Genomic DNA, 21537 nt, shown 5'->3' on the forward strand with positions numbered 1-21537 from the left:
CTCTTTCTTATACAAGCGGAGCAGGTGTATACTTGTCCTGCCAGTATATTCGTGAGGTGAAACGTATTGAGACCTACAAATAAGAGAATTCTTGATGCTGCCATGCAGCTGCTCGTCAAAAAAGGATATCGCGCTACGACTACAAAAGAAATTGCAGAAAAAGCAAATGTAAGTGAAGCGACGATTTTCAGGAATTTTAAAAACAAACAGGGACTAGTCGAGGCTTTGCTTTCTCAGCATTCTCCAAACAGAAGCAGCATTCTGGAACAAACTAATGGCGATTTGTACAAAGACCTGCTTCATATCGGAACCTGTCTCTTGGAGGAGCTGGAACATAGAAAAGATATCATTAAAATCAGCTTTCGTGAGCCGGCCATGTTTCAACATGTCATCAACCACGTAACAGAATATCCAGAATCTATGAAACAGCTATTGGTTGATTATCTTAAAACAATGGGCGAAAAAGGGATTGTTCAGACAGGAGATGAAGAGGAGCATGCCGACGTGTTTATGTCGATCATTTTCGGTTATTTTATTCACCGTCTCCATTTAGGAGACCGGGTAATTTCAATGCCCCAGGAAAAAATGCTGGAGCATAGCACAGCTCTATTTGTCAAAGGAATTTCGTGATGAACTCCTTGGCATAACAAAAAGGAGGATCACAATGAGTACAAGAAAAGAATGGGCGCTGATCGTCTCGCTATTATTAGGGGCCATCCTGGTTCCCATTAACTCCACGATGATCGCGGTCGCGCTCTCATCTATATCCCATACGTATAACGAGTCTATCGCCAGCATCACTTGGGTGGTTACCGTTTATTTAATCGTGATGGCAGTCACACAGCCGATTGCCGGAAAACTCGGTGACATGTACGGCAATAAAACAATGTACTTATGGGGCGTCGGCCTTTTTCTAGTCGCTTCCTTAGGCTGCGCGCTCTCACCGAGCCTGCTGCTGTTGATTGTCTTTCGGGCATTGCAGGCTGTCGGCGGCGCACTGCTTACGCCAAACAGCATTGCCATTATCCGTCACGTTGTTTCTGAAAAACGCCTTCCGAAGGTGTTTGGATTTTTTGGACTTGGGGCAGGTCTTGGGGCAGCACTCGGGCCTTTTATTGGCTCTATACTGATTGACAGCTTCAGCTGGCATTCGATTTTTTGGGTCAACATCCCATTTCTCGCCATTGCTTTATTTACGGCATTAACCATGTTCCCTCAATATAAAGAAAATAAATTGGATGCGCCGCTGGATATTATCGGCTCTCTTTTGCTTGCAGGCAGCATCGTTTCGATTATCCTGCTGACGAAAAATGTGGCTTCATGGGGCTATGCGCTATACAGTGTATTGATCCTTCTTTTTGTCCCGCTTTTTTTCAGAAGAGAAAAACGTACACAGCATCCAATCATTGATTTTACACTGTTTAAAAACTCAACCTTTACAAATGCCAATCTATCAGTCTTATTAAGCAATCTGATGATGTATGCCGTCTTATTGATCATGCCGTTATTCATGACGAGCCAATTTGGGCTTAATACGTCTAACAGCGGCATGGCGCTCTCTGTATTTTCGATATTCATGTCGGCCAGCAACTGGGTCGGTGCCCAGCTCCATCACAAATGGGGAGCAAAAAAAATTATTTTTCTTTCGTTTGCCATGATGGCTGGAGCGAATCTATTATTTTTGCTGTTGAGCAGCTCACATTCTGTCTTATTCCTCATGCTCTCTCTTATCCTGGGCGGGCTTGCGTCCGGAGTCGGCCTGACCAGCATGCAGGTGTCTTCCCTCGCCACAGTAGACCCTGGGATGTCAGGAGTGGCGTCCGGGATTTTCTCGACCTTCCGTTATTTCGGAAGCATCATTTCATCAGCCTTAATCGGCCTGATTTCGGGTTATCACACCCTATTTATGATTCTCTTTGCTGTATCCATTATTGGCGTTTTTGTTTCATTAGGAATCAAATCTGATGAATCGGCACAGATGAAAAAAAACTCAGCATAACACAAAACAGCCCGGCACCACATCTTCTCGCGGTGCCGGGCTGTCTTTTATGATCCGGACAAAGCGGCTGCTTCGTCTTCACGGTCATCCTTTACGAACAGGATACCCAATTCATGATGTTCTCCCTCATAAGAAGCTCGCTGATCAAACCGAATTTCTCCGTTTAAACCGATAATTTCAAGCTTCACATAGGCACGGTTATGCTGGAGCGCTTCATAAAAATCAGAAACATTCTTAACGGAGATGCCATTAACTTTCGTAATGATTTCCCCGATTTTCAATTCCAGATCCTCAGCCGGTGTGTTTGGTATAATCCCAAGCACCATTAAGCCCTGATCACGTTTCGAGAAATAAAAAGGAGCCGCGTTATCATTCACCCTTTGCTTAATGGACAGAAAAATACGTCCGAAAACAGCCACACAAACGGCTGCACCCGCAAGCGGCGTCCACAGTAAGCTCGCTGCACCGAGAACTGTGACGGCAAGGCCGAGAATACAAACGCGTTTCGCTGTGATCCTTATGCTCGTTTCAGGCAGCGACCCCTGCACCCTTTGCCCGAATCCGACAAAGTAAGGAATCCATAGAAAATGGAATGACCCACCGGGTACAGTAAACACAGGCCACCAGCTGAGGTTCGATTCTAATCCGTTACCGGGTACGAGAAGGAACAGCGGCAAAAGCCATATCCGGTTTGCCAGCTGCTGTCCGATCGGCAAACCGCGGCTGCTTACGACAAGTGCCGGTGATGTTCTCACATGTGCTGAGCGATAAGCAACCGCTCCTTCAATAATAATCAGCAAGCCTAAAAACACACCCATAGCCGGCCAAACGACTGCAAATCCTTGCGGGAATCTCTCCAGAAAAGGCTCCGCCTGATACACTTGCAGTCCAAAACCTATCAGCATACTTACACTGACGATATATGCAGCAGACATCCAGTTTGCGCGAAGAGTGAGTGCTACCGCTGCAGTGATAACGGCCATAATCGCAAGTAAACCGAGAGGAATTGAGATTCCGAGTACGCCTAAAACAACTGACAAAAGGAGACCAGGGATCAGTCCCTTAGTATACGTAAATTTAAGATCATCATAAATATCTGCTATTCTTGTATGAAAGGTTTTCCGTTCCCGTTTGATTCTTACATAGCCGAAAGCCAGGCTTATGATGATAAAGAACCAGAAAAGCGGGTGCAAGAAGAACAGGCCCGCACTTTTTAACAGTTCAATTCCCCATTGAACAGACACTATCTTTCACCGCCTCAAGCCAAACATGTTACTCATATTCTATCAAATATTAAGTGGCTTGGATATCCTCGGGAGGGTTTATCTCTCTTGGGTCATCCACAGCGTGACATTCGATAGTGAAAAATCCTTTAAATAATGGTTTACATCCACGTCCAATAACCCGCTGATCAGATGCATCGACCTTTTTATATCCGTCAGATTGATTCCTAATCGCTTATGGTTTTTCATTAAGTAATTAAAATAATGTTTGGCACATTCTTCATTGATATCATTTACTGATTCAACATTTGTGTAATTGACCAAATACCTGCTGAACAGCATAAGAAGACTTAGTGCTTTTGTAGCCGAAAATGTTACGTCTTGTGTTCGGTCTTTTAATTGTTCAACTAATTCATAATATTTTTTTTCACGCACAATACTTGCCCTCTTCAATTGTGAACCCCCATTTTCTTTATACAGATAAGCACGGGCCAGTATAAGCAGCAGTACTGGAGTGCTAACAAGCATTCTCGCTAACGTTACTCTTTAATTCCTGTCGTTCAGCTGCCATAAACCTGATTACTGTTCTTTTTAGAACCTTCCTATATTGTATGAAGTAAACAAAGACTAGGCAACTTGCAAAAGTTTCATTTTAAATACATATTATCTCGTTAGAAAGTCTCTCTCATATATTGATATCGGGTAAGCACAGTCCTTTATAAATGTTTATTTGTGAAAGTTTTTTAAATTTCTTGTCAAAAACTCATTTTTTATGTGACTTATGGTTCATTTTTTCATTAAGCAAAAAGAAATAGGAGATGGAACACCATCTCCTTTAATTGACAAGTAATGATTTAATCGCTGTTTGGAGCTGCAAGTCATTTTTCTCATCGGATTTTTTCTTTTCTATCAGCTGATTTAATGCCTCTGCAGTGCGAGTGTCAATTACACCCGTTTTATCCAGCTTGTTTTGATTCTGAAAAGCCATAACTGCTTTTTTCATGTCTTTGCTAAAATAGCCATCGTCACGTCCCGGGTCAAAGCTGAGACCTTTTAATAATACCTGTGCATGCTTGACGTCTTCATTGTTCATATCCACTTTAAGCGGCTCTTTCAGCTGCAATGGCCCGGCGGAAAAATAATCAGGCTGCTTAATCGCAATGGTCGGCTCAATTCCTTTCTTATGAATCCAATTCCCATTTGGCGTGAGCCACTTGTAAAGCGTCAATTTGATGTTGCTGCCGTCTCCCATCGGAACAGCCTGTTGAACCGTTCCCTTACCAAAAGACGTATCACCCACAACATCATAATGCCCTGCCTCTTTTAATGCGCCGGCAAGAATTTCTGATGCGGAGGCACTCCCTTTATCCGTGATCACATTGACAGGATACGCTTTTTTATGGGCCAATGTTGAAAAATAACGCTTTTTATCTCCATTGCGTTCAGCAATTTGAATATAAGGCTGGTCCTTTGTGACGAAGTGCTTAAGAATTTCTTCCACACTTTGAAGATATCCGCCCGGGTTGCCGCGTACATCAATAACGAGGCCTTCTATTCCCTTTTTCTCAAGATTCCCCAGCGCTTTTGCAAAATCCTCCGCGGTATGCTCAGAAAAAGTAGAGATGGCGATATATCCGACAGAATGCCCCTGCACTTTTTTCTCTGAAGCAAAAACCGTTTCGAGCGGAATCTCAGCTCTTTTGATCCGGAATGACAGCTGCTTTTTCGTCCCAGGCCGCTGAATCTTCATGGAAACGCTGGATCCTTTCTTTCCTCTTATTTTTAACACAGCGTGGTTTAAATCCTTGCCGGCCATCGATTCTCCATTGATGCTGATGATTTCATCATTAGGCTTGAGTCCGGCTTTCTCCGCTGGCGATTTCTTAAATGGGGAAACAATAATAATTTTTCCGTCTTCCATTCCAACCTCGGCCCCGATGCCTTCAAATGAGGAATCAAGAGAATCAGAAAATTGCTTAGCCGTCTGCTTGTCCATGTAGACAGAATAAGGATCATTTAGTGTAGACAGCATTCCCTGGATGGCTCCCTCGAGCAGCTTTTCTCTATCAACTTTTTCTACGTACTCATTGGAAATTAACTCATACGCTTTTTCGATTTTGTCCATAGCCTTATCCCGTTCAGAGTCAGCTTGTGCCGTCGCAGGGACTGCTGCAGTCTGGGGCTTAGTCATCTCAAGCAGGCTCATTCCCGCATATACTCCGGCGCCTCCGAACAGCATGCTACCCGCTGCGATCACAGCCATCATTTTTTGCTTCATCCTTTACTCCTCCTGTATGCCAGACTGTCTTTATCAAAACCTAGAGATAGTATATGTAAAGGATGGAGATTTCATGTAATCATAGAAGAAAAAGAAGGCAAAAGAAAAGCCGTCCCGGGAGCAGGACGGCTTCAACGTGTCGACAAATCTGCGCAGCATTCCCTGGCTCCAATGCTTGTTTGCTCCTAGACTTCGGGGTTTTAATCATGCTAAAAAATGACAAAATCCTAAAACGTTAAATCGTTTTAGGATTCTGTCAACATCTTGGAACCGCCCCGAAAACGGGACGTTCTTTCCTCTTTATACTCGCAAAAACTTCCGAATGGAAGTCAGACTTCCCCATACTCCAATTACGGCGCCGATTGCAACAAGCACTAACGAAATTTGGAATACAAATGGATTATAAGGAAGAAGAGAAACAAATGATCCTTGAACCTTCGGAACGACCCACCCGATGACGTATTGATAAGTGCTCAGCACCAGTGCAATCGGAATCACAGAACCGAATACGCCAAGCAGTAATCCTTCAAGGAAAAACGGCCAGCGGATAAACCAGTTCGTCGCGCCGACAAGCTTCATGATTTCAATTTCTTTTCTTCTTGCGAAAATCGTAATTTTAATGGTGTTGGAAATTAAGAACATCGCCGTAAATACCAAGCCGATAATTAACGCAATTCCGATGTTGCGGGAAACGCCGACCACTTTAAACAAACGGCTGACCTCTTCTTTTCCGTAAGTGACTTTATACACATGATCCATTTTTTCAATCTTTTTGGCCACATTCGGCGTATCATGCGGATCTGTCGTTTTGACGACAAACGCATCATTAAGCGGGTTTTCCTGATCCTGCATCGTCAGGGATTTTCCGCTGTCACCAAAACTGTCAACCAGCTGGTTAAGCTCTTTTTCTTTTGATGAAAAAGTGACACTCTGAATGCCTTTCAGTTCCTTAATATCGTTCTGCAGCTTATCCTGTGCCTTCTGATCTGCAGTCAGATCAATCAACACTTTGATTTCGACTTGTTTTTCAGCATTCGAAGCCATGTTATTCAAATTCAGCATAATCACTAAAAACACGCCGACTAAAATCAGCGTAACGGTTACAGCACTAATGGATGCAAACGTCATCCATGTGTTTCTCCCGAGAGATTTAAAACTCTCACGCAAGTGGCGCCCGAGAATTTTAATCATAAGAACCATACTCCCCTCTTGACTCATCACGCACAATGATACCATCTTCGATTGCAATGACACGTTTCTTAATGGTGTTTACGATTTCTTTGTTATGTGTCGCCATCACGACTGTTGTCCCGCGGTTATTGATTTCTTCCAGCGTCTTCATCACTTCCCAGGACGTATCCGGGTCAAGGTTTCCTGTAGGCTCATCAGCAATGACAACATCAGGGTTGTTCACAATTGATCTGGCAATAGATACCCGCTGCTGTTCCCCGCCTGAAAGCGTATCAGGAAATTGTCTTGCTTTATGCTTCAGCTGCACGAGATCAAGCACTTCAAGTACCCGTTTCTTAATGACAGATGGCTGTTCTCCAATCACTTCAAGGGCAAAAGCCACATTTTCAAAAACAGTAAGTTTAGGCAGAAGCTTAAAATCTTGGAAGACAACCCCTATTTTACGGCGCACGAAAGGAATCTCTTTTTCTTTAATTGTGGCGAGATCTTTATGATTAATTAAAATTTGTCCTTTTGTCGGTTTTTCTTCTCTGTATATCATTTTAATAAAAGTAGATTTACCCGCTCCGCTCGGACCGACAACATAAACAAACTCACCGGGATGAATGGTAACAGAAATCCCATTGAGCGCTTTTACGCCGTTCGGATAGGCTTTATATACTTCCTTTATCTCTATCATGAAATCACCTAATCTTTTATATCATTTTATCTATCACACGGTCATACTCTTCGAATGTATTCGACAATTTATGACCCATTCATTTGTAAAAAGATGAAAAATCTGAAAGTTTTATTTTTCAACACACTTCATTATACGTCAAATTTAGACATAATACTATTACAGTTTCTTTTCATTCATATTCTCATGGCATAAAAAAATCCTTGCCTGCACTGCGGCAAAGATTTTCTCACCTTACTTTTTTTCTGACAGCCATTTGGCAATAACGGCGGCTTCCTTATCATCTACAAGCCCCTTCGGCATATTGCCGCGGCCATTTTTAATAATACTTTCAATTTTGTCTTCGTCGTATTTGCCCCCAACCTCTTGGAGATTAGGCCCTGACATACCTTCTAAATCCTTGCCATGACAGCCTACGCAGCTTTGCTGATATAATTCTTCTCCTTCAGATGCCGATGCTTCAGTCTTGTTGCCGGTGTCTGTCTTTTCCTCTTTTGCATCGTTTGAACCGCAGGCAGCCAATAGAGCAGAAAGCGCAAATACAAGCATTAGTATCGATAACTTTGATTTCATGTTGAGAAGCACAACTCCTTTACGATCTCTTCCATATTATAACCTCGTTTAAGCACGTTTGAAACCCTCGCCCAGCACCTCGCTCGCGTCTGCTACAATCACAAACGCAGACTCATCAATCTGTTTAACAATTTGTTTCAATTTGGTGAATTCCGCTTGCCCAACCACGCACATTAAAATCGGGCGATCATCGTCAGTATATCCGCCGACCGCAGAAATTTTCGTCACGCCTCTGTCAATCTTCTGTAGAACGGCTTCCTTGACAGCCTGCTCCTGCTTTGTAATAATGAGTGCCATTTTTGAACGATTGAAGCCGACTTGAACGACGTCAATGGTTTTGCTGGAGACAAAGACTCCTAGCATGGCATATAAGCCTTGCTCAATATTAAATACAATCATAGCCGAAACGACAATCAATCCATCAATGAGGGCGAGACACGTCCCCAATGACAGACCGGAGTACTTATGAATGATCTGTGCAGCCAAGGCCGTTCCTCCCGTTGAGCCTTTCCCTAAGTACACAATGCCAATTCCGACACCGATGCCTACGCCGCCAAAAATCGCCGCCAGGAGCTCATGATGGGTGGCTGGCTGAATATCTCTTGTTAAATAGACAACAAGCGGCAAAAAAACAGACCCTGCAAGCGTCTTAAGTCCAAATTTTCCACCGAGTAAAATGACACCGGCAATAAATAAAGGAATATTAATAATCCACTGTACATACGCTGCTTCAAAACCATATGACTGCAAAATTGTGCTAATTCCGCTTACACCACCGGCAGCAATCTTGTTTGGAAGCAAAAATACATTAAAGGACACACCTGTAATCGCTGCTCCTATCAGTATGTATGCATAATCCCTTATCATTTGATATGTTTTATTTCGTACATCCATCATATATCCTCCGTTTCTTCCAAAGCTCTCCGATAGCATTTTAATCCTTCCCTGATTAGATGTAAATAACACCCAAATACAGTGGTAATATGCTAAAGCAGCAGTGGAATCAAGGATATGCAGAAAAAAAACACACCTGTATCTCAGGTGTGTTCTTCTGCTTATGATAGCTTAGAACGCAGGTAGGCATCAATAAATGTATCAATGTCTCCATCCATTACCGCTTGAACGTTCCCCATTTCTGTATTGGTCCGATGGTCTTTCACCATGGAATACGGATGGAATACGTAAGACCGGATTTGGCTGCCCCAGCCGATTTCTTTTTGTTCACCGCGAATTTCATCCAGCTCAGCCTGCTGTTCTTCAATTCTGCGCTGATACAGCTTAGCCTTTAGCATTTTCATGGCTCTTTCACGGTTTTTAATTTGTGAGCGTTCCGTTTGGCACGTCACAACCACATTCGTTGGCAAGTGAGTAATCCGAACGGCTGAATCCGTCGTATTGACGTGCTGTCCGCCCGCTCCGCTTGCACGATACGTATCAACCTTAATATCTTCCGTACGGATATCGATATCGATCTCATCGTTAAATTCAGGCATGACTTCACATGAAACGAAAGACGTGTGGCGGCGGCCTGACGAATCAAACGGTGAAATCCTCACGAGACGATGGACACCTTTTTCTGCTTTAAGATAACCGTAGGCGTTGTGCCCTTTGATCAGCAATGTGACTGACTTAATTCCCGCCTCATCACCTGGAAGGTAATCGAGCGTTTCCACCTTAAAGCCGCGGCGTTCTCCCCATCTGGTATACATTCTAAGAAGCATAGAGCCCCAGTCCTGTGACTCTGTACCGCCAGCACCAGGGTGCAGTTCTAAAATCGCATTATTTTTATCATACGGCTCACTGAGAAGAAGCTGAAGCTCAAACTCATTGAATTCTTTTGTTAATGATTTTAGTTCTTTTTCAAGTTCAAGCTGGAGGTCAGAGTCCGGGTCTTCCTTCAAAAGATCATGAGTCATTTGCAGTTCTTCGTGGGAGTCATTCAATTTTTTATACGAATTGACATAATCCTTTATACCGTTTGCTTCATTTATAACCGTTTGAGCTTTTTGCTGATCATTCCAGAATTCCGGATCAGACATTTGTTCATCTAGCTCAGCAATGCGGGCCTCCTTTGATTCGAGGTCAAAGAGACCCCCTAAAGTCCGCTAAACGAGAAGCCATATTTTCGAGCTCTACTCTGATTTCTGATAATTCCATTCCAGTCACCTCATTAAAAGATCCGCGGGCGCCTACAGGCGCCGCGGTCAGTAAACTTGCCCGAGCGAACTATTCAGTCCGGCCGCAGCAATTTTTATATTTTTTCCCGCTTCCGCAATGGCATGGGGCATTTCGGCCAATATCAACCACTTTGCGAACCGGTGCTTTCTTTGCTTTTTTGTTATCATCGCCTTCTTGCTGCTGAAGAGCCGTTGTCTGGCCCTGTACTACCTCTTCACGCTCCAGATTGTTTTCAATCTCAGCTTTCATCACAAATTTTGCAACCTCGTCTTCAATTGATTCAATCATATTCTCAAACATCGCAAAGCCTTCCATTTGATACTCTCGAAGCGGATTCGTCTGTGCGTAAGCTCGAAGGTGAATCCCTTGGCGGAGCTGATCCATTGCATCGATGTGATCCATCCATTTTGAATCAACGGCTCGAAGGACGATGACTTTTTCAAATTCGCGCATTTGCTCTTCGCCGAATTTCACTTCTTTTTCATTATATTTCGTCATGATGCGATCCATAATGAGTTCATGCATTTCATCCGGCTCTTTACCGAAGATATCGCTCTTCTCAAGCGCACCTTCATCAAGATAAGTCGTGTTGACAAGCTCAACAAGACCATCAAGCTTCCACTCCTCAGGAAGCTCTTCTCTTGGCGTATAGGCTGCAATTGCCCTTTCGAGAGAAGACTTGATCATATTTTCAACGATTTCACGCAGGTTTTCAGAATCAATGACTTCAAAGCGCTGCTTATAAATGACCTCACGCTGCTGGCGGAGAACGTCATCATATTGGAGAAGTTGTTTACGTGAATCGAAGTTATTGCCTTCAACGCGTTTTTGGGACGATTCAACCGCGCGGGATACCATTTTGCTTTGAATTGGAGTAGAGTCGTCCATTCCGAAACGGTCAAGCATCGCCATTGTCCGCTCTGCCCCGAATCTGCGCATCAATTCATCTTCCATAGAAAGATAAAATTGGGTGATCCCCGGGTCTCCCTGACGTCCTGAACGTCCTCGGAGCTGATTGTCAATCCGGCGTGATTCATGGCGTTCCGTTCCGACAACAGCGAGTCCGCCAAGCTCTTTTACACCTTCGCCAAGCTTAATGTCCGTTCCGCGCCCCGCCATGTTTGTCGCAATCGTAACTGCGCCTTTTTGGCCGGCCTCTTCAATGATTTGCGCTTCACGTTCATGGTTTTTGGCGTTTAACACTTGATGCGGGATCCCTTTATTTTTAAGCAGCTTAGAAATCAATTCAGATGTTTCAACCGCAACCGTACCGACAAGAACAGGCTGTCCGGTCATGTAACGCTGTGCGACATCCTCTGCAACCGCCTTAAACTTTCCTTCCATCGTGCGGTAAATTAAATCCGGACGGTCGTCACGGACCACAGGCTTGTTAGTAGGAATCGTGACAACCTGCATGTTGTAGATGTTGCGGAATTCTTCTTCCTCTGTCTTAGCCGTACCAGTCATACCGGCAAGTTTTTCGTACATCCGGAAGTAGTTCTGGAAAGTAATGGTCGCCAAGGTCATGCTTTCGTTTTGTATTTCAAGCCCTTCCTTCGCTTCAATCGCTTGGTGAAGCCCTTCGCTGTAGCGACGCCCTTTCATCAGACGTCCCGTGAAGGAATCAACGATGACTACCTGGCCGTCCTCCACTACGTAGTCAACGTCCTTCTGCATCGCAGCATGCGCTTTTAAGGACTGGTTAATATGATGGTTGAGCGCGACATGTTTCACATCAAACAGGTTATCAATGCCGAACGCTTTTTCCGCCTTCGTCATTCCTTCCTCAGTCAGCTGTACACCTTTTGTTTTAATATCATACGTATAATCCTTCTCTGCTTTTAACGTACGGACAAAAGCATTTGCCTGTACGTACAGCTTAGTGGATTTCGCAGCTTGTCCAGAAATGATAAGCGGTGTTCTCGCTTCATCAATTAAAATAGAGTCAACTTCATCTATTACCGCAAAATGAAGCGGGCGCTGAACCATCTGCTCTTTATAAAGAACCATATTGTCACGCAAATAGTCGAAACCAAGCTCGTTGTTTGTAGAGTAAGTAATGTCAGCGGCATAAGCTTCTCGTTTTTCGTCTTTTGACATTGAGTTTAAATTTAGACCGACAGTCATACCGAGAAACTCGAAAATTTTCCCCATCTGCTCAGCATCACGGCTTGCCAAGTATTCGTTGACAGTCACGATATGTACGCCTTTACCTGTTAACGCATTTAAATAAACAGGCAGAGTAGACGTTAACGTTTTCCCTTCCCCTGTTTTCATTTCAGCGATATTTCCGTCATGGAGCGCTACGCCCCCCATGAGCTGGACTTTGAACGGAAACATGCCGGTTACGCGGCGTGAAGCTTCCCGAACAACAGCGAAAGCTTCAACAAGAAGGTCATCAGTTGTCGCCCCTTTTTCAAGGCGCTCTTTAAATTCAATCGTTTTATGTTTCAGCGCGTCGTCAGAGAGTTTTTCATAGTCTCCGCGAACCGCATCAATATCGTTAGCTATTTTTTCGTATCTATTCAGCGTACGTTTTGTTGGATCAAACATTTTATTTAATATTCCAAGCATTTATAACGCTCCTCTATCATCACATGCCTGTGTGACATGCATGTATAAATAATTTACTAGTCCATGTATACCTCTCATTATCATATCATACCTTCTCTTATTTCCAAAGAATTTGTAAATAAGAAAAAACAAAAACCTTCCGCGAAAATCACGGAAGGTTGCTCTTCATTATTCAGTCGGTTCTATCAGGCCATATTTCCCGTCATTTCTGCGGTATACGACGTTTGTAAGGTTAGTTTCCGCATTTGTGAAAACAAAGAAGTTATGGCCAAGCATATTCATTTGCAAGATCGCTTCTTCATTATCCATCGGCTTTAAATTAAAGCGCTTCTGACGGACGATTTCTAAGCTTTCATCTTCTTCTATGTCGTCTTGAACCGCAATATCTGTATCCGATCCGAGACCGTTTGCCAATGAAGATTTCGGAAGACCCTGTTCACGGAATTTGCGGTTTACTTTTGTTTTATGCTTACGGATTTGACGTTCCAGCTTGTTTGTGGCGAGATCAATTGCGTTGTACATATCCTCGTTATGCACCTCGGACCGAAGCGCAAGATCTGTCATCGGAATTGTAACCTCAACTTTAGACTCCTTGTCATTGTAAAACTTCAAGTTGACGTTCACATCGGCATTCACGCTATGGTCAAAATACCGCTCCAGCTTGCCGATCTTCTTCTCGACATGATCCTTTAACGCGGATGTCACTTCAATATTTTCTCCTCTGATGTTATAGTTCATCAAAGAACGCCTCCCTTTTATTAAGGATATGTATCTATTTCTCTTTTACCCTTTACAATACCTGCTGAAACGTAAATCTTTTGTGAAAGCTCAGTGAACTTTGTCGAATTATGTTTGTCTTTCCTGGTGTATTGGCGGTTCGGAGGTATATGTATATGCTGGATGTAAGAAAAAAATACCTCGCCCTGGCCTAATTGATTACAAAGGGCGCCATACATTGATGAATGGACAGCATCCATTTTCTATAATGAATCAGAAAATGTTCTTTTAAAAACTCACAGAACTCATGAGAGGGAAAAGAGAAAGATACCAATTGATCAAACTCCGCAAAAATTTCGTCAAATGCTTTAATACATATTTCAGCACACCGCGTGTTCATCACAAACAGGAGTGTTGAATGAGTGGAATCCAAATAAAAAAAGGCTTGGATCAGATCCTGGTAGATCCGATCCCCTTCTGTTTTTGATAAATTCTGTTCAGCTTCTATCAAATAACACAGCCCTTCCTCAATGGTAAAAAGAAGATGATAATAAGCTGATAAAAGCGTATAATCTCCAATGCTCTTCAAGGCACTCACCTATTTACGCTTGTCATAATATGTGCCGTCAATCGTAAGGTTGTTATAAGGATTTAGATACGTCGTGTGCATCACTCGTTTCTTTTTTACCTGCTGAAGTTCTGCTGCGATTGACTGCTTCAGTCTTTCCATTTCCTTCACAATCAGCTGATCCCTTGTCAGCAAAAGCTTTATCTGCTTTCGCTCTTCTTCAGAAAGCGGCAGAGATATCTCCTGAATAAGGTCAGACCGTTTGGCCACAAAGTCTTCAATTTGCCTTAAAAGTTCATCGCTTTCCGGTGTATTTTGTATGTGTGACAGCATACTCTCCGTCTCAGTGTATAGTTGATCTATGTTTGTCATACGATCCCGCCTGATCCGTGCCGGTCCTTCCGTTCACTTTGAATGGCCTGTTTCCAAGCATCGCGAAAATCTATTACATAGCCTTCAACCTCAGCCAGCATACTCGTATCATTTTTAATATTTGCCTGTACCAATCTTCGATACATATAATCGTACATCGCACCCATGGAAGCGGAAAGCTCTATATTACGGTTAAGCGTAAAATTTAATTCCTGAATGATATTTTGCGCCTTAATCAGATTTTCATTTTTACGTTCCATCTCATCATTCTCGATGGCCTGAGAGGCAAGTCTTATAAATTTCAAACAGCCATTATACAGCATAAGCGTCAGTTCACCGGGTGTAGCGGTATTCACTGAATTTTGCTGATAGGCTGTATAAGGATTTTGGATCGCCATGTGTCATCCTCCAAATTACATTTATTGTACAAGTAGCTGTGATAAATAGGACGCTTGTTCGTTCATTTTTTGAATCGCAGAATCCATTGCACTGAATTTTGTATAATAGCGGTTTTCTATGGTATTCAATCGGTCCTGCATTTTGGTGATATCCGTGCTGATCGTATTTAGATTTTTGCCGATTGAGTAGTCATTGGTTCCCATTGTCGAGTTGCCGGCTTTTGCTTCAATGCTTTTCACTGTACTTTTCAGTGTGTCACCGATGCGTTTCATAATCCCTTTATCACTATAATCGCTGCTGTTCGTTCCGCTTGTAAATAAAGCGGCAACACTTTGCGGATCTTCTTGTATTTTTGCTTTCAGTTTATCTTCATTAATCTCTAAATGTCCCCGCAACTGGTAAGCACTTGATGTTGTAATGCCGAATTCAGTTAATTGATAGGTTTTGCCATCCGCATTTACTTGAGAATAAAAATCAGTCCTCATTTGGTTTATACCTGTGCTTATGCTGGTATCATTTCTCAGCAATCCGCTTTTTGCCTTCTCTTCCCAGAGTTCTACCTCTTTATCGGACATTGCTTCTTTTTGCTCACTCGTCAACGGAGTATAGTCTCGGTATTTTTCTTCCTTAAGCTTTTCATTCAGGCTGTCTACCAATTCATTGTATTTATCTACAAACTCTTTAATTTGGTTATAAATCCCGTCAACATCAGTTGAAACAGTTGTCGTAACAGGGCCTGTTGCTGCAGTTGTATTTTTGATCGAGTAGGTAACGCCATTAACCGTAAAGTTGTTTGTCAGCTTTTCCATTTCAAAGCCATTAATTGTGACTATTGCATTTGTTCCTTCTTTGTAAGCCGTGAGCTTATTATCAGCGTCTAAAGAAAAACCGAGCTGGCCGGACATAAAGTCGGCTGTAGCAGAGTTTGCTGCCTGTATGCTGCCTCCTGCACCTGTTGCCTTAGAAGAAAACGCAATCGTTTCTACATACTCTGAACCGTTCCAAATTTTATCTTTAAATGCTGATACGCCCAGATCTGAGCTATTAATTTTAGAAATCACATTATCAATTGTATCGGCGCTGGTGACACTGATGTTTACTGTTTTTGCTGTTGTCTCGCCAGGCGCAACGACGTTGAATGCCAAATTATAATCGCCTTGTGTGTATCCCGTATAATTATTTGACTTATACGTTGCTGCGGTTGCCAAGCTCGCTACTTCAACAGTAGAAGAAGAGTTTGGCGCACTTGCGCTTCCTGTAGCAGTTAACACAGACTCATTTGAGCTTGTCACAGTTTTGCTCTGATACGTACTCGGATATGTCAATGTATTTTTAGACATATAATCTTGAAGTTCTTTTATTTTTGAATTTACTTCACGATAGCTGTCACGCTGCCATTCAAGAGTCTGTTTTTTTTGCGTCAGCCTGTCAAGCGGCGCTCTTTCTGTCTGCATTAGCTTTGATACGATATCATCTATATCCATTCCTGACGCCAGCCCCGTTATTCTCGTGACCATTTCAAACCACTCCTAATCTACTTTTTTTCATCAACAAATAACCCAAGAAATTCAGTCATTGCCGCATAAAAATCAAGCCACCGTTTCGGCGGAATTTCGCGGATCACTTCATTTGTAGAGTCCTCTATTACCTTTACATAGTATTCATTTAACTTTTCATGAAGCTCAAACTTCAGGTGAACTTGCGAAGGTTCCAAAAGCTTGTTCATTTCCCCTACCATTTCAGCAAGATTGGTATATGAAACTTGGTGCACAGGAACCTCACTCTCATGATCTTTCTGATTATGTATTTGAGTATCATAACGATCCCAAACAGGTTGTAACGTAGTGAGCCTTTCAATATTCAATTGATCATCCCCTATGTCCCAATCTATCGTTTATATCGACTGAATCGAGATAAGATTACACATATTTTTGGAAAAAAACTCACTCGTTTTTGTATGATAATACATTTATAAATAGGTAGTGGAGAATTCGGTTATTATATCATGAGTTAGAGACAGCAAGGGGAATGATTCGGAGTTATCAATATAAAATAAAAGACCCCGGCAAACGCCAAGGTCTTTTTCAAAATTAACGTAACAATTGAAGTACGTTTTGCGGCTGTTGGTTCGCTTGTGCAAGCATCGCTTGAGAAGCTTGAGAAAGAATGTTGTTCTTAGTGAACTCGCTCATCTCTTTAGCCATGTCAACGTCACGGATACGAGACTCAGCAGCTGTCAGGTTTTCACCAGAAGCGCCTAAGTTGTTAATTGTATGCTCAAGACGGTTTTGTACCGCACCTAATTTAGCGCGTTGAGTTGATACAGTATTGATGGCAGTATCAATACTTTTAAGTTGATCATCAAAAGAAGTAGTAGCGAAATCTGTTACATCAAGAGTGTTTACTCCTAGGGCAGTTGCTGACATGCTGTCAATTTTAACATTTAGTTGTTGTCCAGCATTCGCACCAATTTGGAATGTAAAACCATCCGTAGAATTAGATCCGTCTAGCAACTTTTTACCGTTAAATTCAGTACGGTTTGAAATTCCATCAATTTCCTCGATAAGCGCATCCATTTCATCTTTAATTGCACCAAGATCTTCTTGTTGCTGTGTCCCAGTGTTACCAGCTTGAACAGTAAGTTCACGCATACGTTGAAGGATCGCATGAGTTTCAGTCAATGCACCCTCAGCGGTTTGGATAAGAGAGATTCCGTCTTGAGAGTTTTTAGAAGCCATTTCAAGACCTCTGATTTGTCCTCTCATTTTTTCAGAGATCGCAAGACCCGCTGCGTCATCTCCCGCACGGTTAATACGAAGACCTGAAGAAAGTTTCTCCATGTTCTTTTGGCTCGCACCGTTGTTTGAAGACAAACGGTTCAGTGTGTTAAGCGCTGCAATATTGTGGTTAATTCTCATTGTTTTGTTCCTCCCTGAATATGTTTTCAGGCACGTCCTTGTGCCTCATTTTTTTGTAACTGGCGGAGCATTCGCGTCTCCTCCCGGCTACATCATTAATATCGGATTGTCTGTGATTTTGTTTATACAAAAATAAAAAAATCCTCACTTTTTTTGTGAGGATAATGCGGAGATCACATCGCCGGATAACGCTGCCGCACGGTTATTTTCTTCTTGAATAGTCAAGTAGATTTCTTTCCTGTGAATATCAATATGCTTTGGGGCGTCGATTCCAATTTTCACTTGGTCACCCTCAACCGCAATGACTTTCACTTCAATGTCAGCACCTATTTGAATCGCTTCGTTCATTTTCCGCGATAAAACTAGCATGATTCTCCTCCAATCGGATGCTTTGTCGTATATGAGGAGTCGTGTAAAACGACTTGCTTAGCCATCATGTTTTTGCGATTCACAATAATGGGAGCCAATAAATTGGCAGTCGATTTTTCGAATGGCTCTGCCATGGTCAATATTGTCATGACTTCTACGTCTTCAATATTATCGATATCCAATAGTTCAGCAGTCGATTCATCAAGGTCAAATTCATAATTCTTAAAAAAGATAAACGGACTTACAACGATGAACGCTAGATTTTCTGAAGTGACGGACTGCAGCGCCACAAAGGGAGAGTCTTCCGAAAGCGGAAGAATGACGAACTGTTTTTCATCTAAAAAGCCTGGAATCCCGTTTTCAAAAAGAATGATTTGTTCTTCTTTTATATTCATTTGGCCATGGTACTTAGTTTGAATGATCATTGTTCACGATCCTTTTCTTTTTACTTTTCAGGTGATTCTTTCGGGTATTCTACATCTATATTTAAATCAGGGTATTGGAGCATGTCAACCTTAACATTTCCCGGCGTATATTCAACTATTGGCTTATTCGGTTCAGCGTGAATAACAGGCTTCTGCGGCGTAATCTGGATATCAAGCTGTGATGGGGTATATTGTATTTTCACCCTTGAAAGAGAAGGGGCATAATTTTCGCCTAATTGAATTTGATGCATCTCAGAGTTCCTCTTTGCCTGTGAAGCGATTGGATTCCCCTTATTTTCTATTCTCATAAGCTCGTCACCCTCTTCTGCAGTGCGTGCTATTCCCTCCATTACATCCTCATGTCCTTGTTGAGCGGCTTCTTCAATCCGTTTAAATATATGTTTTCTGTCTAATTCTTCCCATGCTTGCGTTTGGTCAATCGTGAGTTTTCCAGGTGTCACCGATATTTCCATGTCTGCACTTGGCTGTTCGATCTCAAGATCGGCTTGCGGCTGCTCCATTTTTAAACTGGCTGGCGTCGTTATTAAACCAATTTTCCCTTGAACACTGTGCATAATCAATCTGGGAATTTGCATCATTATCCCTCCTGAACTATAAAAAAAGCGAACTCCTGAGAGCCGCTTACTTTAAAAAGTCAATTAATGTAGGCTGGACAATTTGCGCATTTACAGCCAAAGCAGCTCTATGCACGCTCTGCTGCGCAATAAACTCTGTTATTACTTTTTCCAGTTCTACATCTTCATTGTCTGACAACACTTTTGTAGCTGTTTCTTCTTGAGCTGAAAGTCTTGTATTAACCAGTTCAAGACGATTATATCTTGCCCCAAGATCTGAGCGTTCAGCACTCATGCCTTCAGAGAATTGATCAATATCATTTAAAACGCTGTCCATGTCATCGATTGAACCTGAACTAAGTGCTTTTTCAAATGAATCAAGCATTTCAAATACATTCTGTCCGCTTTCAGAAGTGCCCCCAAAAGCTGACTTTGGATCTGAGTTCACTTTTAATGTCATATTATTAGATACATTGACTATGACATCAGCAGTATCAGAGATTGTATAAGTTCCGTCTCCGTTATCTGTAACCGGAGGCTTGTCTGAGTTTGTGCCATTAAAGATATATCTGCCGTTCACTTGTGTATTCGCAATATTTAAAAGCTGCTCCTTTAACTGCTTCACTTCTACGCCAATTGCTTGCCGCTCCGCTTCGCCGTTTGTGTCATTTTGAGCTTGGACAGCTAATTCTCTAACCTTTGATAGGATATCAATTCCTTCAGTTATGTTCGTTTCTGTGTTTTCGAGCCAGTTAAAGGCCTGAGAAGCATTACTTTGATATTGCTGGACTTGAGACAGTTGAGTATTATACTTTAAGCTTTTCATCGCTACTACAGGATCGTCGGAAGCCTTTGTGATTTTTTTCCCTGACGAAATCTGCGATTGAAGTTTATCCAGCTTCGAGTAGCTTGAACCGATATATCTCAGTGAGTTTTGCTGAATCATCCCTTGTGTTACTCTCATTTGACTCTACCTACCTTCCTCCAACACCCATGCCATTGATCACTTTATCAAGTATTTCGTCTTGTAACGTCACCATTCTCGCAGCAGCATTGTATGCGTGTTGAAATTGAATCATATTCGTCATTTCTTCGTCTAAAGAAACTGCGCTCATTTGCTGACGGTTTATGTCAGCATCATTTAGCTGTGTTTCTGTATTAGACGCCAAACGATTCGCCTCTTGAGCTTTGATCCCCAGCTCGCCAATCAGACCCGCATAATAATCTAACACACTAGTTTCTTTACCATTAATGGTTATTTTACCGGTTACAACATTCGCTAAATTTGTAGCATTTGCATTATCGTTGGCTGCACCAGTCAGCGAGAAAGCAATGTTTGCCCCTTTTGAATCTATTATGCTGTCAGCAACTTTAATTTTGCCCGCCGCTCCCTTTGCAGGCTCAGTGTCACCGCCAGTAAAATCAAAAAAGTCCCCGCCTTGTTCACCGCTCTTCGTCAAACCATTTCTGTGCACTTCATTGAAAGCTTTTGCGAATTCAAGTGCCATATTGTCAAGATCAGAAAGCATTTCCGGGTATATGCCCTTTTCTTCGCCGTCTGCTGTTACATACCCGTAAGACTCTACAAATCCTAAAAGGGATCCCTTACTGCTGAATGACTCCACCTGTACAGCTGTATCTCCGATTGAAATACTTGATACTAACCCAGTATCATTATCATAGTTGGCTGCAAGTTCTGAAACCTCGTAATTTTTACCGTCCAAAACAGTTCCCAGCGACTGTTTATTGTTATCAAGGATTTCAATTGATACAGTTCCTTCAGCAGAAGCAAGTGCGTTCCCGCCTGATTTGTTGTAGCTGACTTTGATATCAACCATTGAGGATAATTTATCTATCAGCAAATCTCGCTGGTCATATAAACCATTCGGAAGAAGCCCGACCGGTTCTACTTGTGCAATTTGCTTATTTAAACTGTTTAATTGAGAAAGCAGAGAATTAACATCTAACACAGTTGTATTCAGCTCTGCTTTTAAGTTCGATTGAACATTTGCAAGTGATTCAGAAATATAATTAAACGTTTCAGCTACAGCTTGTCCTTTTCGAGCAACAACAGAACGCGCACTGTCTTCATTTGTATTATTCGATAATTCCTGCAGGGAATTCCAAAACGAATTGAGCACACTGTTCAAGCCGCTGTCAACCGTCTCATTTAAAACACCTTCCATTTGGGACAGTGCTTTGGCTTTCGTGTCATAGTATCCGGCACTGTTGTTTTGAAGACGGTATTGGTAGTCAAGAAAGATATCTCTTATTCTCTCAACTGACTTCCCTTGAACACCTGTTCCCATTTGTCCCGCTGTTTTTTCTGCGTTTTTTGATACAGCAGGGAAATAGTCAGTTGCCTCTAATGAGACTCGCTGTCTTGTATAACCATCAGTATTGGCATTTGCCACGTTATTTGCTGTAGTGCTTAACGCTGCTTGCTGAGCGCTTAACGCCCGCCTTGCAGTTTCAAGCCCCATAAAGGTAGATGTCATA

The 21537-nt window shown here is 42.4% G+C and carries 23 protein-coding genes; 2 read left to right on the forward strand and 21 right to left on the reverse strand.

The window, feature by feature from the left end:
• Positions 1-66 precede the first annotated feature (66 nt).
• Together MOF34_RS05625 and MOF34_RS05630 are read left to right on the forward strand one after the other, a co-directional pair.
• Entirely contained in the window at positions 67-630 is a 564-nt protein-coding gene (locus MOF34_RS05625) for a TetR/AcrR family transcriptional regulator (RefSeq protein WP_268399043.1), read from the forward strand.
• A 34-nt stretch (positions 631-664) separates the two neighbouring features.
• The gene (locus MOF34_RS05630; protein ID WP_268399045.1) at positions 665-1999 is read left to right on the forward strand and encodes an MFS transporter; all 1335 of its coding nucleotides are present in this window, start codon (positions 665-667) and stop codon (positions 1997-1999) included.
• 47 nt (positions 2000-2046) lie between these two features.
• Here MOF34_RS05630 and minJ read toward each other — a convergent pair whose 3' ends face one another.
• The 21 genes from minJ to flgK form a co-directional block, all read right to left on the reverse strand.
• Entirely contained in the window at positions 2047-3243 is a 1197-nt protein-coding gene (gene minJ / locus MOF34_RS05635) for a cell division topological determinant MinJ (RefSeq protein ID WP_268399047.1), read from the reverse strand.
• 78 nt (positions 3244-3321) lie between these two features.
• Positions 3322-3675: a swarming motility protein SwrAA gene (swrA, locus tag MOF34_RS05640; protein ID WP_015251121.1), complete on the reverse strand. Its 354-nt coding sequence runs from the start codon at positions 3673-3675 to the stop codon at positions 3322-3324.
• 382 nt (positions 3676-4057) lie between these two features.
• Complete coding sequence (gene ctpB / locus MOF34_RS05645) at positions 4058-5500, reverse strand: carboxy-terminal processing protease CtpB (protein WP_268399049.1); 1443 nt, start codon at positions 5498-5500, stop codon at positions 4058-4060.
• 300 nt (positions 5501-5800) lie between these two features.
• On the reverse strand, positions 5801-6691 hold the full coding sequence (ftsX, locus tag MOF34_RS05650; protein WP_268399051.1) for a permease-like cell division protein FtsX: 891 nt from the start codon (positions 6689-6691) through the stop codon (positions 5801-5803).
• The gene (gene ftsE / locus MOF34_RS05655; RefSeq protein ID WP_019715866.1) at positions 6684-7370 is read right to left on the reverse strand and encodes a cell division ATP-binding protein FtsE; all 687 of its coding nucleotides are present in this window, start codon (positions 7368-7370) and stop codon (positions 6684-6686) included. The genes ftsX and ftsE overlap by 8 nt, the downstream gene beginning before the upstream one ends.
• Before the next feature lie 234 nt (positions 7371-7604).
• A complete protein-coding gene (gene cccB, locus MOF34_RS05660) occupies positions 7605-7943 on the reverse strand; it encodes a cytochrome c551 (RefSeq protein ID WP_268399053.1) in 339 nt (112 codons plus the stop codon).
• 48 nt (positions 7944-7991) lie between these two features.
• The gene (locus MOF34_RS05665) at positions 7992-8837 is read right to left on the reverse strand and encodes a YitT family protein (RefSeq protein ID WP_019715868.1); all 846 of its coding nucleotides are present in this window, start codon (positions 8835-8837) and stop codon (positions 7992-7994) included.
• 161 nt (positions 8838-8998) lie between these two features.
• Positions 8999-10100 (reverse strand): peptide chain release factor 2 gene (prfB, locus tag MOF34_RS05670; RefSeq protein ID WP_268399055.1). Its coding sequence is split into 2 segments (ribosomal slippage): positions 8999-10027 and positions 10029-10100, totalling 1101 coding nucleotides; the frame shifts between segments, so codons are not numbered across the junction.
• A 69-nt stretch (positions 10101-10169) separates the two neighbouring features.
• On the reverse strand, positions 10170-12695 hold the full coding sequence (gene secA, locus MOF34_RS05675) for a preprotein translocase subunit SecA (protein WP_019715869.1): 2526 nt from the start codon (positions 12693-12695) through the stop codon (positions 10170-10172).
• Between the two features lie 168 nt (positions 12696-12863).
• Positions 12864-13433 (reverse strand): ribosome hibernation promotion factor, encoded by a 570-nt coding sequence (hpf, locus tag MOF34_RS05680; protein ID WP_019715870.1) that lies wholly within the window; start codon positions 13431-13433, stop codon positions 12864-12866.
• Between the two features lie 190 nt (positions 13434-13623).
• Positions 13624-14001, reverse strand: a complete 378-nt coding sequence (locus MOF34_RS05685; protein WP_268399058.1) for a hypothetical protein — start codon at positions 13999-14001, stop codon at positions 13624-13626.
• Between the two features lie 9 nt (positions 14002-14010).
• On the reverse strand, positions 14011-14352 hold the full coding sequence (locus tag MOF34_RS05690) for a flagellar protein FliT (RefSeq protein WP_268399059.1): 342 nt from the start codon (positions 14350-14352) through the stop codon (positions 14011-14013).
• Complete coding sequence (gene fliS, locus MOF34_RS05695) at positions 14349-14750, reverse strand: flagellar export chaperone FliS (RefSeq protein WP_268399061.1); 402 nt, start codon at positions 14748-14750, stop codon at positions 14349-14351. The genes MOF34_RS05690 and fliS overlap by 4 nt, the downstream gene beginning before the upstream one ends.
• Before the next feature lie 21 nt (positions 14751-14771).
• A complete protein-coding gene (locus tag MOF34_RS05700; protein ID WP_268399063.1) occupies positions 14772-16268 on the reverse strand; it encodes a flagellar hook-associated protein 2 in 1497 nt (498 codons plus the stop codon).
• 17 nt (positions 16269-16285) lie between these two features.
• On the reverse strand, positions 16286-16615 hold the full coding sequence (gene flaG / locus MOF34_RS05705) for a flagellar protein FlaG (protein ID WP_019715875.1): 330 nt from the start codon (positions 16613-16615) through the stop codon (positions 16286-16288).
• Positions 16616-16841: 226 nt separating this feature from the next.
• On the reverse strand, positions 16842-17669 hold the full coding sequence (hag, locus tag MOF34_RS05710) for a flagellin Hag (protein WP_019715876.1): 828 nt from the start codon (positions 17667-17669) through the stop codon (positions 16842-16844).
• A 144-nt stretch (positions 17670-17813) separates the two neighbouring features.
• Positions 17814-18038: a carbon storage regulator CsrA gene (csrA, locus tag MOF34_RS05715; RefSeq protein ID WP_019715877.1), complete on the reverse strand. Its 225-nt coding sequence runs from the start codon at positions 18036-18038 to the stop codon at positions 17814-17816.
• On the reverse strand, positions 18032-18463 hold the full coding sequence (fliW, locus tag MOF34_RS05720) for a flagellar assembly protein FliW (RefSeq protein WP_019715878.1): 432 nt from the start codon (positions 18461-18463) through the stop codon (positions 18032-18034). The genes csrA and fliW overlap by 7 nt, the downstream gene beginning before the upstream one ends.
• A gap of 20 nt (positions 18464-18483) precedes the next feature.
• Positions 18484-19059, reverse strand: a complete 576-nt coding sequence (locus tag MOF34_RS05725) for a DUF6470 family protein (RefSeq protein ID WP_268399065.1) — start codon at positions 19057-19059, stop codon at positions 18484-18486.
• Positions 19060-19105: 46 nt separating this feature from the next.
• Positions 19106-20002, reverse strand: coding sequence for a flagellar hook-associated protein FlgL (gene flgL, locus MOF34_RS05730; RefSeq protein ID WP_268399067.1), 897 nt, complete (start codon positions 20000-20002; stop codon positions 19106-19108).
• 10 nt (positions 20003-20012) lie between these two features.
• Complete coding sequence (gene flgK / locus MOF34_RS05735) at positions 20013-21536, reverse strand: flagellar hook-associated protein FlgK (RefSeq protein ID WP_019715881.1); 1524 nt, start codon at positions 21534-21536, stop codon at positions 20013-20015.
• Between the last annotated feature and the right edge of the window lies 1 nt (position 21537).

The organism is Bacillus sp. T17B1, from assembly GCF_026796395.1.
Lineage (GTDB): Bacteria > Bacillota > Bacilli > Bacillales > Bacillaceae > Bacillus > Bacillus spizizenii_A.